This window comes from Pseudomonas sp. R37(2017) (assembly GCF_002113375.1).
Lineage (GTDB): Bacteria > Pseudomonadota > Gammaproteobacteria > Pseudomonadales > Pseudomonadaceae > Aquipseudomonas.
Genome location: NZ_NEHO01000001.1, coordinates 450,102 through 464,113, shown reverse-complemented (window position 1 = coordinate 464,113; position 14,012 = coordinate 450,102). Strand labels below are relative to the sequence as shown.

The window sequence follows — 14,012 nt, the reverse complement described above, 5'->3', positions numbered from 1 at the left end:
TCGACTTCTTTACAACTTCAGCCACGGTCGTGCCCATGCTCAATCGCTTCGCACCCCTCGTGCCCCTCGCACTCGTCACCCTGCTGTTCGGTTGCGCTGCCCACACGCCAGTGGCCCAGCAAGCTCCGCAACCGCAGGTTCAAAACTCGGCTACTGCCCAGTCTTCCGCTCTCTTTCAGGAAGAACTGGCGACCGAAAAAGAACTCGCAGACTTCGCTGGCGGCAAGTCCTACCAGCTCCCGGTCCTGGCCGACAGCATCCTCGAACGTGGCATGTCCCTGATCGGTACCCGTTACCGTTTCGGCGGTACTTCCGAAGCCGGCTTCGATTGCAGTGGTTTCATCGGTTACCTGTTCCGCGAAGAGGCGGGCATGAACCTGCCACGCTCTACACGCGAAATGATCAACGTGGACGCTCCGCTGGTCTCGCGCAGCAAGCTTGAGCCGGGTGACCTGCTGTTCTTCGCAACCAATGGCCGTCGCGGCCGCGTCAGTCACGCCGGGATCTACCTGGGTGACAACCAGTTCATCCATTCCAGCAGCCGCCGCAGCGGTGGCGTGCGGATCGACAGCCTGGGCGACAGCTACTGGAGCAAGACCTTCATCGAAGCCAAGCGCGCCCTGGCAATGGCACCTAACGCGTCGCCAATCGTTACTGCTCGTAAATAAGCGCACATTTTATAAGGCAAACTTAAAGTCTTACTTGAAGTTTGCCGCGTAGTGGCTAGAATCCTGAAGTACAAATGATGGCAAACCGCCTGCGTCCCGCGCAGGCGGTTTTCTTTTCTGCATTCCCGGCAGAAAAAGCCGCTGCCAGATCAGGATGCTCTGCTTATGACGATGTCGGCCCGCCTCGCAATCATGTTCTTCGCAGCGCTGCTCAGTGCCTGCGCCAGCCGCACACCGCCTCCTGCGCAGGTAGTTCGCGCTCCCCTCGTATTCGGCTCCTCGCAAGCTTTTTCGCCCGAGGCGGAAGACGTGCTGTTTCGCGCGCTCGGCCTGGTGGGCACGCCCTATCGCTGGGGTGGCAATACACCGGATTCCGGATTTGATTGCAGCGGTTTGATCGCCTATGTATACCGCGATGTCGCTGGTATTTCCTTGCCGCGCACCACGCGCGAGATGATCTCCATGCAAGCGGCGAATGTGGGCAAGGAAGGCCTGCAAACCGGTGACCTGCTTTTCTTCGCCACCAATGGCGGGTCCCAGGTCAGTCATGCGGGTATCTACGTGGGCGAAGGGCGCTTCGTCCACGCCCCGGCCACCGGCGGCACCGTAAAGCTCGACAGTCTGTCCAAGACCTATTGGCAAAAAGCCTATCTGAGCGCCAAGCGTGTGCTGCAGCCTGAGCATCTGGCGCGCAACCCGTAACGTCCGGAGCTGCTGGTCATGACCGCTCGCACGCTTAATCTTGACGACGCCCTGTACCAATACCTGCTCGATGTTTCCCTGCGCGAGACGCCATTGCTCAAGCGATTGCGCGACGAGACCCAGGCGCTGCCGATGGCGCGTTGGCAGGTGGCGCCGGAGCAGGGGCAGTTTCTCGCCTTGCTGGTCAAGCTGACGGGTGCCAGGCGCCTGCTCGAAGTCGGCACTTTCACCGGTTACAGCGCCCTGTGCATGGCAGCGGCATTGCCCGCTGACGGTTCGTTGATCTGCTGCGATATCCCCGGCGACTACAACGCCATCGCGCTGCGCTACTGGCAGGAAGCGGGGCTGGCCGGGCGGATTGACCTGCGTCTGGCCCCGGCGCTGGAAACCCTCGCCGAGCTTGAGCGACAAGGACAGGGCGAGCAATACGACCTGGTGTTCATCGATGCCGACAAGGCCAATTACCCCGGTTATCTGGAGCACGCCCTGCGTTTGCTGCGGGTCGGTGGACTGGCGGTGTTCGACAACACCTTGTGGAGCGGCCGCGTGCTTGAGGCCAGTCCCGAGAGCGCGGACACCCGAGCGATCCAGGCACTCAACCGGGCCTTGAAAGATGATGCGCGGGTGGATCTGTCGTTGTTGCCGTTGGGTGATGGGCTCACACTCTGTCGCAAGCGTTGATGCTGAACCCTGTAGGAGCGAGCCAGCTCGCGATGAGGCCAGCACATCCAGCATCCATGTAGCCTGACACACCGCCATCGCGAGCAGGCTCGCTCCCACAGGTGATGTATTGCCGTTACCTGGCGGCCGACACCCGCCACACCTTGTTCCCCACATCATCGGCCACCAACAGATCGCCCTGCCGGTCGATCACCACGCCCACCGGCCGACCCATGGCTTGTTCCTTGTCATTGAGAAAGCCGCTGAGCACTTCAACCGGTTTCCCCGCGGGTTTGCCAGCGCTGAACGGCACGAAAATCACTTTGTAGCCACTGTGGGGCTTGCGGTTCCACGAGCCGTGCTGACCGATGAATACCCCTTGAGTGAACGGTGCCGGCAGCTTGCTGTTGTCGGCAAAGGCCAGGCCCAGTGAAGCGGTATGCGGGCCGACGGCGTAGTCCGGGGCGATAGCCTTGGCTACCAAATCCGGGTTTTGCGGCTCGACGCGAGTATCGACATGCTGGCCGTAATAGCTGAAGGGCCAGCCATAGAAGCCGCCGTCTTTCACCGAGGTGATGTAGTCCGGTACCAGATCACTGCCGATTTCATCCCGTTCATTGACCGCGGTCCACAGTGCGCCAGTGTGGGGTTCCCAGGCCATGCCATTGGGGTTGCGCAGGCCGGAGGCGAAGATCCGGTGCTGGCCGGTGGTGCGGTCCACTTCCCAGATCGCTGCGCGACCTTCTTCCTTGTCCATGCCGTTTTCGGCGACATTGCTGTTGGAGCCCACGGTGACGTACAGCTTGCGGCCGTCCTTGCTGGCGATGACGTTCTTGGTCCAGTGGTGGTTCAGCGGGCCACCCGGCAGGTCGATCACCTTGAGCGGTGGCGACTTGATCTGCGTATCGCCACTTTCATAGTGAAAGCGCAGCAGGCTGTCGGTGTCGGCCACATACAGGTCATTGCCGACCAGGGTCATGCCGAAGGGGGAGTTGAGGTTTTGCAGGAATACCGTGCGGGTTTCCGCGACGCCATCGTGGTCCTTGTCGCGCAGCAAGGTGATGCGGTTGGCGCTGGGCACCCTGGCTCCGGCGCGGCCCATGACTTTTTTCATCACCCAACCGCGAATGCCTTTACCGTCTTCGGGTTTGGGTGGTGCGTTGGTTTCCGCCACCAGCACGTCGCCATTGGGCAGCACATACAGCCAGCGCGGGTGGTCCAGGCCTTCGGCAAACGCGGCCACTCGAGTGCCCGTGGCAGCGACGGGTTTCGCACCCTGCGGCCAGCCGATGGCCGGGGCGATGTTCACGGTCGGGATCAGGGTTTTGTCGGGTTTCGGCAGTTGGGGCGACGGGCCGGTGCCGTCGGAGACTTGTAGTGTGGAGGTCTCGCCACAAGCGGCGAGCCCTCCGCAGAGGGCGATAACGAGAACGAGCGGAATGGTGCGCATGCAGATGTTCCCTATGAATGCCTTGTTCTAATCATAGAGAAGCGTTGTCGTGCGATGGTTCAACCCTTCAGCCGCGCGCCTCCTTGAACAGCACGGCAATCCCCGGGTGATAGTTGCCGGCTTCGTTGCGCAACTTGCGATAGGCATAGGGGAAATACCAGGCGACCGCGCAGGTGTGTTCCTTTTGCAGATCGTCGACCATGTCCTGGAGTTCTTCTGGTGTGGCTCCCTGCTGGGCTTTTTGCGGAGCGACGAACAGGCAGCCGAGTTTCAGGTCGCTGGCATGGCTCAGGCGCTTTGCATCGCTGGCGATGTCGAGCAGGGCCTGGGTCAGGTTGAGGCTGTTGACGCGTGGCCAGCGCTGGCTGGTCTGGAGGTAGGCGCGGGTCTCGGGCGAGGCGAGGAAAAGGTCGGCGCGGCTGTTGCGTTCGCCTTCCTCGGTCTGTTTGCGAGTGGGCGTCTGTTGCAGTGTGACCATATCGGCCATCCAGGCAGCGGCGGACAGCAAGCCGAGATTGGCTTTTTCGTCATGCCAGTACGGCGTGTCGCCATCGCCGCGGACGGCGTTATAGCGGTCGATGCATTCGAACCAGCGTTCGAGCACCGGACGCAGGAATTCCAGCTTTGGATTGCTGATGATCATGCCTTGCATGGGCTCACCCTTGTTATTGTGTTGTGGGTTATGGCTCTTTGATATCACTGCTGGGGGTATGACACAAGATTGACGTCAGTTTATTGGTTGATGGTAGTTATTCGGCCGCTGGCTTCCCGGCTTTAATTGACGCTCCACCCCCAACCCTCTAACCTTCGCGACTTGTTTCAGGTGCTCTGTGGCTTGGGTCGACAGAGTGAAACAGGGAAGCCGGTGAGCGAGTCCTTCTGTTGGTCGAAGGCCTGCAATTCCGGCGCTGCCCCCGCAACGGTAAATGAGTGAAAACTGTGTGTGATGCCACTGTGTCGATGCGATACGGGAAGGCGCACAGTCTGGCCTCGCGCCACTCATGAGCCCGGAGACCGGCCTGATTCATCCAGCGGCATCACGGTGGGCGATGCCAGGCTTGTTGCCTTCTATTGCTGTGCCTGCCCGCCGTTATTCCTGCCTCAACGGAGAGCTCCCCCATGACTGATACCCCCGATCGTGACGAACGCCACCTGGCGCGCATGCAGCGCAAGAAGGCGGTGATCGACGAACGCATCGCCAATTCCCCGAACGAGTGTGGGCTGTTGCTGGTACTGACCGGTAACGGCAAGGGCAAGAGCAGTTCAGCTTTCGGCATGCTCGCTCGCGCCATGGGGCACGGCATGCAGTGCGGCGTGGTGCAGTTCATCAAGGGTCGCAACAGCACGGGAGAGGAGTTGTTCTTCCGGCGCTTTCCCGAGCAGGTGCGCTTTCATGTGATGGGCGAAGGTTTTACCTGGGAAACCCAGGACCGCCAGCGCGACATCGCCGCCGCCGAAGCCGCCTGGGCGGTGTCGCAGCAACTGCTGCGCGATCCCTCCATCGGTCTGGTGGTGCTGGATGAGCTGAACATCGCCCTCAAGCACGGCTACCTCGATCTCGATCAGGTGCTCAGTGACTTGCAGTCCCGGCCACCGATGCAACATGTAGTGGTCACCGGTCGTGCCGCCAAGCCGGAAATGATCGAGATGGCCGACACCGTCACCGAAATGGGCATGATCAAACACGCCTTCCAGGCCGGCATCAAAGCGCAGAAGGGCGTCGAGCTGTGAGCCAGCCTCGGCATTGTCCGGCGGTACTGATTGCCGCGCCGGCCTCCGGCCAGGGCAAGACCACCGTTACCGCGGCGCTGGCCCGACTGCATCGCAATCAGGGACGCAAGGTTCGCGTGTTCAAGTGCGGCCCGGACTTTCTCGATCCGATGATCCTTGAGCGCGCCAGCGGTGCGCCGGTGTATCAACTGGACATGTGGATGGTCGGCGAGCAGGAGAGTCGCCGGTTGCTGTGGGAAGCCGCCGCTGAAGCCGACCTGATCCTGATCGAGGGCGTCATGGGGTTGTTCGACGGTACGCCGTCGAGCGCCGATCTGGCGCGGCATTTCGGTGTGCCGGTGTTGGGTGTGATCGATGGCACCGCCATGGCCCAGACCTTTGGCGCACTCGCCCTGGGGCTGGCGCGTTATCAGCCGGACTTGCCGTTCGCCGGGGTGCTGGCCAACCGAGTCGGCACGCTGCGTCATGCGCAATTGCTCGAAGGCAGCCTGACTGAAGGTTTGCGCTGGTACGGCGCGCTGTCCCGGGAAACCGGGATCGAGTTGCCGAGCCGGCACCTTGGCCTGGTGCAGGCTGGCGAGTTGAACGACCTCGATGTGCGCCTCGATGCAGCGGCCGATGCCCTGGCCAGCAGTTGCCAGGTCGCGTTGCCGCCGGCAGTCGAGTTCGCCGCCCCCGATGTCCTCGCTGCCGAGCCGCTGCTCGCCGGTGTGCGCATTGCCGTGGCCCGTGACGAAGCCTTTGCGTTCACCTACGGCGCGAGCCTGGATTTGCTGCGGGCAATGGGGGCCGAGTTGTCGTTCTTCTCGCCTATTCGCGACCGTGGGTTGCCGGAAGTGGACAGCCTGTATCTGCCGGGTGGTTACCCGGAGCTGCACCATGTTGCGCTGGCGCGAAACACGGCGATGCTCGATGCGATCCGCGCCCACCACCGGGCAGGCAAACCCGTGCTCGCCGAGTGTGGCGGCATGCTGTATCTGCTCGATTCCCTGACCGATGTCGAGGGCACGCGCGCCGAACTGGTCGGCTTGCTGGCCGGTGATGCGGTCATGCAAAAACGCCTGGCGGCGCTGGCGCTGCAGGCGGTGGAGCTGCCGGAAGGTTCGTTGCGCGGGCACACCTATCACCATTCGCTGACGACCACTGCACTGGAGCCGATTGCCCGAGGCCTGAGCCCGAATGGCGGGCGCGGAGCGGAGGCGGTTTACCGTGAAGGGCGGATGACTGCTTCGTATGTGCACTTTTATTTTCCGTCGAACCCCTCGGCGATCGCCGCGCTGTTTGCACCGGACCAAAACCCTGTGGGAGCGAGCCTGCTCGCGAAGCGGCCATGACGGACAACGCATTCTCCGAAGCCGAACGCGCAGCGGTCTATCGCGCCATCGCCGAACGCCGCGACATGCGCCACTTCAGCGGCGGCACGGTCGAACCCGAGTTGCTGCGGCGCCTGCTCGAGGCCGCACATCAGGCGCCCAGCGTCGGACTGATGCAGCCCTGGCGCTTCATCCGCATCAGCGATCGCGTCTTGCGCGGGCAAATCCAGGCCCTGGTGGAAGAGGAGCGCATCCGCACCGCCGAAGCCCTAGGCGAGCGCAGCGATGAGTTCATGAAGCTCAAGGTCGAAGGCATCAACGATTGCGCCGAGGTGCTGGTCGCCGCTCTGATGGACGATCGCGAGCAGCATATCTTCGGTCGTCGCACCTTGCCGGAAATGGACATGGCCTCACTGTCGTGTGCCATCCAGAACCTGTGGCTGGCCTGCCGTGCCGAAGGGCTGGGCATGGGCTGGGTGTCGTTGTTCGAGCCGCAGGCCCTGGCCGATCTGTTGAAATTGCCACCAGGCGCCAAACCGCTCGCGGTGCTGTGCCTGGGGCCTGTCAAAGCATTTTATCCGGCACCGATGCTGGTGCTCGAAGGCTGGGCGCAGGCGCGTGCGCTACATGAATTGCTGTACGAAAACTATTGGGGAGTGAGTCAATGAGTGTGGCGTTGTTGAGTGTCGCCGCGGTTGCGCTGGATGCGCTGCTGGGCGAACCCAAACGCTGGCATCCGCTGGTGGCGTTCGGCCGTTTTGCCGAGCGCATCGAGCAACGTTTCAATGGCGGCGGTCGCGGCTGGCGCAGCCATGGCGTCACCGCGTGGGTGATCGTCGTGTTGCCGCTGGTGCTGGTGGCCACGGCACTGTCCTGGGCGCCTTACGTCGGCTGGATCGTCGAGATTCTCGCGCTCTATTGCGCCCTCGGCCTGCGCAGCCTCGGTGAACATGTCACGCCTGTGGCCAAGGCCTTGCGTGGCGATGATCTTGATGAGGCACGCAAACGCGTGAGTTATCTGGTCAGTCGTAAAACCAGTGATCTGGATGAAACCGAAGTCGCCCGTGCCGCCACCGAATCGGTTCTGGAAAACGGCAGCGACGCGGTGTTCGCCGCGTTGTTCTGGTTTGCCGTGGCCGGTGCGCCGGGCGTGGTGCTCTATCGCCTGAGCAACACACTGGATGCGATGTGGGGCTATCGCAATGAGCGTTTCGAACGGTTTGGCTGGGCGGCGGCGAAGATCGACGACGTGCTCAATTATATTCCCGCGCGCCTGGTAGCACTGACTTACGCACTGTTGGGCAAAACCCGGCTGGCGCTGAAATGCTGGCGCAGCCAGGGCCCGACCTGGGACAGCCCGAACGCCGGCCCGGTAATGGCGGCGGGGGCGGGTGCCCTGGGGGTCGAGTTGGGCGGGGCGGCGATTTATCACGGCGAACTGCATCAGCGCCCGCAACTGGGCGAAGGCGTACCGGCGGATGCCGACGCCATTGAGCGGGGCTGGCAACTGGTCCAGCGCGGGGTATGGTTATGGCTGCTGATTCTCTGCATGGGGGCCGAATTTTATGCTTGAGCACGGTGGGCGATTGCGCAAGGCAGCGCTCGAATACGGCATGGATGAAGCCGACTGGCTGGACCTGTCGACGGGGCTCGCACCCTGGCCGTTCCCGGTGCCGGATATTCCACTGAGGGCCTGGGCCCGTTTGCCGGAAGCGGACGACGGTCTGGAGCAGGCGGCCTGTGATTACTACGGCACCTTGCAGGCATTGCCGGTGGCCGGTTCGCAAATGGCGATCCAGTTGCTGCCGCGATTGCGTCGGGCGGGCAAGGTGGGTGTGTTGTCGCCGTGTTATGCCGAGCACGCCGAAGCGTGGCGCCGCAACGGCTACATCGTGCGTGAAATCCTGGAGCACGAAGTCGACTTCTTTATCGACAGTCTCGACGTGCTGGTGGTGGTCAATCCGAATAACCCCACAGGCTTGAGCCTGACGCCCGCTCGCCTGCTCGACTGGCACGCGCGGCTGGCCCAGCGTGGCGGTTGGCTGGTGGTGGACGAAGCGTTCATGGATAACACGCCGCAACTGAGCCTGGCGCCGTTCGCCCATCAAGTCGGGTTGATCGTCTTGCGCTCCTTCGGCAAGTTTTTCGGCCTGGCCGGTGTGCGCCTGGGGTTTGTGCTGGCCGAGCGCAAGTTGCTCAGGTTGCTGGCCGAGCAGGTGGGGCCGTGGGCCGTGAGCGGGGCAACCCGGGTAGTGGGCCAGGCCTGCCTGCGCGATACGCAGGGGCAGGCACGGCAACGGCTACGCACTGAGGTGGCCAGCGCACGTTTGGCGTCGCTGTTGCAGCAACACGGGTTTGCGCCGCAGGGCGGTTGTGCGCTGTTCCAGTGGCTGATCACCGAGCGTGCCGAAGAACTGCATGAGTTCATGGCCCGGCGCGGCATTCTGCTGCGGTTGTTCACGCACAACAGCAGCCTGCGATTCGGTCTGCCCGGTGACGAAATCGCCTGGGAGCGACTGGCGCAGGCGTTCGAAGATTTCGCCAGGGAAAACCAATGACCACGCTGATGGTGCAGGGCACCACATCGGATGCCGGTAAAAGCACGCTGGTGACCGCGCTGTGCCGTTGGGCCATGCGTCAGGGCACAAGGGTGGTGCCGTTCAAGCCACAGAACATGGCGCTCAACAGCGCGGTGACCGCCGACGGTGGCGAGATCGGTCGCGCCCAGGCGGTACAGGCCCAGGCGGCGCACCTCGAACCGCACACCGACATGAATCCGGTGTTGCTCAAGCCCAACAGTGACACCGGTGCCCAGGTGATCATCCATGGCCGCGCGGTCACGACCATGAACGCCGTCGCCTATCACGACTACAAAACCATCGCCATGCAAGCAGTGCTGGCCTCCCATGAACGCCTGAGCACGGCCTATCCGCTGGTGATGGTCGAGGGCGCGGGTTCGCCGGCGGAAATCAATCTGCGCGCCGGTGACATCGCCAACATGGGGTTTGCCGAGGCGGTGGATTGCCCGGTGCTGCTGATCGCCGATATCAATCGCGGTGGGGTTTTCGCCCATTTGGTCGGTACGTTGGAGTTGCTGTCGCCAAGCGAACAGGCGCGGGTCAAAGGCTTCGTGATCAACCGTTTCCGGGGTGATATCGCGTTGCTGCAACCCGGTCTCGACTGGCTTGAAGAACGCACCGGCAAACCGGTGATCGGCGTGTTGCCGTACGTGATGGACCTGCACCTGGAGGCCGAGGATGGCATCGATCAACGCCAGACCGATAAAGCCGAACAGGTATTGAAAGTGCTGGTGCCGGTGCTGCCGCGCATCAGCAATCACACTGATTTCGATCCGCTGCGCCTGCATCCGCAAGTGGACCTGCAATTCATCGGCCCCGGCCAGGCGATCCCGCCTGCCGACCTGATCATTCTTCCCGGCTCGAAAAGCGTGCGCAGTGACCTCGCGTATCTGCGGGCCAATGGCTGGGAAACCGCTATCGCCCGGCATCTGCGTTACGGCGGGAAACTGCTGGGGATCTGTGGTGGCCTGCAGATGCTCGGTGAGCAAGTGCATGACCCGTTGGGCCTTGAAGGTGCACCGGGTTCCAGCGCCGGTTTCGGGCTGCTGGCGTTCCAGACGCTGCTCGAACAAGAGAAGCAGTTGCGCAATGTGCGTGGTCACCTGGCGTTGGAAGATGCGCCTGTTGCGGGTTATGAAATTCATGCTGGCGTGACCACCGGACCGGCCCTGGAACAGCCCGCTGTGCATCTGGATGATGGGCGCTGCGATGGTGCGCAAAGTGCGGACGGGCAGATTCTCGGCACCTACCTGCACGGGCTGTTCGAATCGCCGGCGGCGTGCAGTGCGCTGCTGCGCTGGGCCGGGTTGCAGGATGTACAGGCCGTGGATTACCACGCCTTGCGCGAGCGTGATATCGAACGGCTGGCGGATCTGGTGGAGAAGCATCTGGATACCGGGCTGTTGCGGCAGCTTTGCGGGATTTGAGGTGCCTGTTGTGGCCCGATCGCATTTCCATGTAGGAGCGAGCCTGCTCGCGATGACTTGAGTTGCATCACCGAAGATTTCAAGGAAACAACCATGCTCCAACTGATCCTCGGCGGCGCCCGCTCCGGCAAGAGTCGCCTGGCTGAAAAACTCGCCATCGACAGTGCGCTGGCCGTGACCTACATCGCCACCAGCCAGCCACTGGATGGGGAAATGAACGACCGGGTGGCCCACCACCGCGCCCGTCGCCCTGTTGAATGGGCATTGATCGAAGAACCGGTGGAACTGGCACGGGTGCTGCGCGAATCCGCCCGTGCCGATCGCTGCCTGCTGGTGGATTGCCTGACCCTGTGGCTGACCAATCTGCTGATGCTCGACGATGCCGATCGTGTGCAAGCCGAGCGAGATGCGCTGCTGGACTGCCTGGCGTCGCTGCCGGGTGAAATCATTTTTGTCAGCAACGAGACCGGAATGGGTGTCGTGCCGCTGGGCGAATTGACTCGCCGCTATGTCGATGCAGCCGGTTGGTTGCATCAAGCTCTGGCTGAGCGCTGTGAGCGTGTCGTCCTGACCGTCGCCGGCCTGCCCCTGACCCTGAAAGGAACTGCGTTATGACTCAATCCTGGTGGCTGAACCCGTGCAAGCCGGTCGATACCCAAGTGGTCGAACAAGCGCAGGCGCGGCAGCAGCAACTGACCAAACCGGCCGGTTCCCTCGGTCAGCTGGAGTCGGTGGCGGTGCAACTGGCGGGTTTGCAGGGGCAGGTCAAGCCGAGTCTGGAACAGGTGTGGATCGCGATTTTTGCCGGCGATCATGGTGTGGTCGCCGAGGGTGTGTCGGCGTTTCCCCAGGAAGTGACCGGGCAGATGCTGCACAACTTCGTCAGCGGTGGTGCCGCGATCAGCGTACTGGCGCGGCAACTGGGTGCTTCCCTTGAGGTGGTGGACCTTGGCACGGTGACACCGTCGTTGAATCTGCCGGGTGTGCGGCACCTGAACGTTGGTCCGGGCACGGCGAATTTTGTCCAGGGGCCGGCCATGTCCGAGGCCCAGGGGCAACGCGCCTTGCAGGCCGGTCGTGACAGCGTGCAGCGGGCAATGGCCAGCGGCGCGCAGTTGTTTATCGGTGGCGAAATGGGTATCGGCAATACCACCGCCGCCAGCGCCCTGGCGTGTGCGCTGCTCGATTGCCCGGTGGGTCATTTGACCGGGCCAGGCACCGGGCTCAACGCCGAAGGTGTCAGCCACAAAGCCCGGGTCATCGAGCGCGCCCTGGCTTTGCATGGCGCGCAGCGTGGCGATGCTCTGCAGACGTTGTTCAACCTTGGCGGTTTCGAGATCGCCGCGCTGGTCGGTGCCTATCTTGCCTGTGCCCAGGAGGGTGTCGCGGTGTTGGTGGACGGCTTCATTTGCAGCGTCGCGGCGTTGGTCGCGGTGCGCTTGAATCCCGAGTGCCGCCAGTGGCTGTTGTTCGGTCATCGTGGCGCCGAGCCGGGGCATCGTCATGTCCTGGAGACCCTGAATGCGCAGCCGCTGCTCGATCTCGGCCTGCGTCTGGGCGAAGGCAGTGGCGCGGCATTGGCCGTACCGTTGTTGCGCCTGGCGTGCGACCTGCACGGGCAGATGGCGACCTTCGCCGAAGCTGCCGTGGCGGATCGTCCGGAATGACCTTGCGCCTGGATCTGTTGCGTCACGGTGAAACCGAACTGGGCGGCGGCCTGCGCGGCAGTATCGATGATGCATTGACCGACACCGGCTGGGCGCAGATGCGCGCCGCCGTGGTTGGGCAAGGGCCATGGGACCGGCTGGTCAGTTCACCCTTGCAGCGATGTGCGCGGTTTGCCGAGGAGCTCGGAGCGCAATCGGGTGTGCCGGTGCAACTGGATAAAGACCTGCAAGAGTTGCATTTCGGCGCCTGGGAAGGGCAGAGCGCAGCGGCGTTGATGGAAACCGACGCACAGGCCCTGGGTTTGTTCTGGGCCGATCCTTACTCTTTCACGCCTCCTCAGGGGGAGCCGGTCGCAGATTTTTCGGCACGGGTGCTGGCCGCGCTGGAGCGGTTGCACGGGACCTGTGCCGGTGAGCGCATTCTGCTGATCAGCCACGGTGGCGTGATGCGTCTGTTGCTGGCGCAGGCCCGGGGACTGCCGCGTGAGCAATTGCTCAACGTCGAAGTCGGGCATGGCGCATTGTTTTCGCTGACGCTAGGGCCTGCGGGCGTGTTGAAGGAAGTGCTCTGATCATGCTGCCATTCTGGATCGCCCTGCAATTTCTCAGCAGCCTGCCGATTCGCTTGCCCGGCATGCCTGAGTCCCGGGAACTGGGGCAGTCACTGTTGTTTTATCCGTTGGTGGGCTTGCTGTTTGGCGTGATTCTGTGGGTAGTGAACTGGCTGCTTCTGGGCACGCCGACGTTGCTGCACGCGGCCTTGTTGCTGACTGTCTGGGTACTGCTCAGCGGCGGGTTGCACCTCGATGGCCTGGCCGACAGCGCCGATGCCTGGCTCGGCGGTTTTGGCGACCGAGAGCGCACACTGACCATCATGAAAGACCCGCGTAGCGGGCCGATCGCCGTGGTGACGCTGGTGCTGGTGTTGTTGCTTAAATTCACCGCGCTGCTGGCGTTGATAGAGCAACAGCACTCGCTTGCCTTGATCATCGTGCCGTTGATAGGTCGCAGCGCCTTGCTCGGGTTGTTCCTGACTACACCCTATGTGCGCACCGGGGGGCTGGGTCAGGCATTGGCCGATCATCTTCCGCGTGCGGCGGGCAGGCAGGTGTTGGCTGCCAGTGCGCTGGCTTGTCTGTTGATCGCCGGGTTGAGTGGTGTGCTGGCCGTGGTGCTGGCTGTTCTCGGATTTGCCTGGTTGCGGCAGGTGATGTTGCGGCGTCTGGGTGGCACTACGGGGGATACGGCGGGTGCGATGCTGGAGTTGCTGGAAGTTGCAGTGCTGGTAGGCTTGGCGCTGTTCTAACTGTTACTCCGGTTCTGTACTTGATTTAACCGACTCGCGGGTATATACACGCACCATGCTCGACTCCCAATGTTTATGCATCAACCTGCGTCGCGCCGCCCGTGGCGTCAGCAGGCATTACGACGGCGCCCTCGACGGCTTCGGGATCAACGTTGCGCAGTATTCCTTGCTGTGCAATCTGCAGCGCCTGGATCAACCGAGCATCTCGACCCTGGCCGAGGCCATGGGCCTGGATCGCAGTACCCTGGGGCGTAATTTGCGGGTGCTTGAGGGGGAAGGCCTGGTGACGCTGGTCGAGGGGGAGGACATGCGTAATCGCATTGTCCTGCTGACCGAGGCCGGAGCGCAGCGCCTGAAGGCTGCCTTGCCAGCCTGGGAGGTCGCGCAGCAACGTTTGGTCGATCGCCTGGGTGCCGAGAAACGCGAAATCTTATTGAAGCTGCTGGACGAACTGGCCTGACGCCGGTTTTTCCGATGATAAGCGGGTATATACCCGCTACCGGAGAACA

Annotated in this window: 16 protein-coding genes and 1 riboswitch; of the genes, 14 read left to right on the top strand and 2 right to left on the bottom strand. The window is 62.7% G+C overall.

The window, feature by feature from the left end; genetic code table 11:
* Positions 1-35: 35 nt before the first annotated feature.
* The 3 genes from CAG47_RS02220 (at position 36) to CAG47_RS02210 (ending at position 2,051) form a co-directional block, all read left to right on the top strand.
* Positions 36-668 (top strand): C40 family peptidase, encoded by a 633-nt coding sequence (locus tag CAG47_RS02220; protein WP_085723272.1) that lies wholly within the window; start codon positions 36-38, stop codon positions 666-668.
* A gap of 165 nt (positions 669-833) precedes the next feature.
* Positions 834-1,370: a C40 family peptidase gene (locus CAG47_RS02215; RefSeq protein WP_085723271.1), complete on the top strand. Its 537-nt coding sequence runs from the start codon at positions 834-836 to the stop codon at positions 1,368-1,370.
* A gap of 18 nt (positions 1,371-1,388) precedes the next feature.
* On the top strand, positions 1,389-2,051 hold the full coding sequence (locus CAG47_RS02210) for a class I SAM-dependent methyltransferase (RefSeq protein WP_085723270.1): 663 nt from the start codon (positions 1,389-1,391) through the stop codon (positions 2,049-2,051).
* A gap of 115 nt (positions 2,052-2,166) precedes the next feature.
* Here CAG47_RS02210 and CAG47_RS02205 read toward each other — a convergent pair whose 3' ends face one another.
* On the bottom strand, positions 2,167-3,480 hold the full coding sequence (locus tag CAG47_RS02205) for a sorbosone dehydrogenase family protein (RefSeq protein WP_085723269.1): 1,314 nt from the start codon (positions 3,478-3,480) through the stop codon (positions 2,167-2,169).
* 67 nt (positions 3,481-3,547) lie between these two features.
* On the bottom strand, positions 3,548-4,132 hold the full coding sequence (locus tag CAG47_RS02200) for a hypothetical protein (protein WP_085723268.1): 585 nt from the start codon (positions 4,130-4,132) through the stop codon (positions 3,548-3,550).
* A gap of 152 nt (positions 4,133-4,284) precedes the next feature.
* Positions 4,285-4,518, top strand: a riboswitch (cobalamin riboswitch).
* 81 nt (positions 4,519-4,599) lie between these two features.
* On the opposite strand from CAG47_RS02200, the gene cobO reads away from it, so the two are divergent.
* The 11 genes from cobO (at position 4,600) to CAG47_RS02145 (ending at position 13,963) form a co-directional block, all read left to right on the top strand.
* Positions 4,600-5,211, top strand: a complete 612-nt coding sequence (gene cobO / locus CAG47_RS02195; protein ID WP_085723267.1) for a cob(I)yrinic acid a,c-diamide adenosyltransferase — start codon at positions 4,600-4,602, stop codon at positions 5,209-5,211.
* A complete protein-coding gene (locus tag CAG47_RS02190) occupies positions 5,208-6,545 on the top strand; it encodes a cobyrinate a,c-diamide synthase (RefSeq protein ID WP_085723266.1) in 1,338 nt (445 codons plus the stop codon). Before cobO ends, CAG47_RS02190 begins: the two co-directional genes overlap by 4 nt.
* Positions 6,542-7,192, top strand: a complete 651-nt coding sequence (gene bluB, locus CAG47_RS02185) for a 5,6-dimethylbenzimidazole synthase (RefSeq protein ID WP_085723265.1) — start codon at positions 6,542-6,544, stop codon at positions 7,190-7,192. Before CAG47_RS02190 ends, bluB begins: the two co-directional genes overlap by 4 nt.
* The gene (gene cbiB, locus CAG47_RS02180; protein WP_085723264.1) at positions 7,189-8,097 is read left to right on the top strand and encodes an adenosylcobinamide-phosphate synthase CbiB; all 909 of its coding nucleotides are present in this window, start codon (positions 7,189-7,191) and stop codon (positions 8,095-8,097) included. The genes bluB and cbiB overlap by 4 nt, the downstream gene beginning before the upstream one ends.
* Positions 8,090-9,082, top strand: coding sequence for a threonine-phosphate decarboxylase CobD (gene cobD, locus CAG47_RS02175; protein ID WP_085723263.1), 993 nt, complete (start codon positions 8,090-8,092; stop codon positions 9,080-9,082). The genes cbiB and cobD overlap by 8 nt, the downstream gene beginning before the upstream one ends.
* A complete protein-coding gene (locus CAG47_RS02170; protein WP_085723262.1) occupies positions 9,079-10,530 on the top strand; it encodes a cobyric acid synthase in 1,452 nt (483 codons plus the stop codon). The genes cobD and CAG47_RS02170 overlap by 4 nt, the downstream gene beginning before the upstream one ends.
* A gap of 93 nt (positions 10,531-10,623) precedes the next feature.
* Entirely contained in the window at positions 10,624-11,145 is a 522-nt protein-coding gene (cobU, locus tag CAG47_RS02165; protein ID WP_085723261.1) for a bifunctional adenosylcobinamide kinase/adenosylcobinamide-phosphate guanylyltransferase, read from the top strand.
* Positions 11,142-12,197 carry a nicotinate-nucleotide--dimethylbenzimidazole phosphoribosyltransferase gene (gene cobT, locus CAG47_RS02160; RefSeq protein WP_085723260.1) on the top strand — a complete coding sequence of 352 codons (1,056 nt, stop codon included), beginning with the start codon at positions 11,142-11,144 and terminating at the stop codon, positions 12,195-12,197. The genes cobU and cobT overlap by 4 nt, the downstream gene beginning before the upstream one ends.
* Complete coding sequence (gene cobC / locus CAG47_RS02155; protein WP_085723259.1) at positions 12,194-12,769, top strand: alpha-ribazole phosphatase family protein; 576 nt, start codon at positions 12,194-12,196, stop codon at positions 12,767-12,769. The genes cobT and cobC overlap by 4 nt, the downstream gene beginning before the upstream one ends.
* Before the next feature lie 2 nt (positions 12,770-12,771).
* The gene (locus CAG47_RS02150) at positions 12,772-13,503 is read left to right on the top strand and encodes an adenosylcobinamide-GDP ribazoletransferase (protein ID WP_085723258.1); all 732 of its coding nucleotides are present in this window, start codon (positions 12,772-12,774) and stop codon (positions 13,501-13,503) included.
* Between the two features lie 55 nt (positions 13,504-13,558).
* Positions 13,559-13,963: a MarR family winged helix-turn-helix transcriptional regulator gene (locus tag CAG47_RS02145; protein WP_085723257.1), complete on the top strand. Its 405-nt coding sequence runs from the start codon at positions 13,559-13,561 to the stop codon at positions 13,961-13,963.
* Positions 13,964-14,012 lie beyond the last annotated feature (49 nt).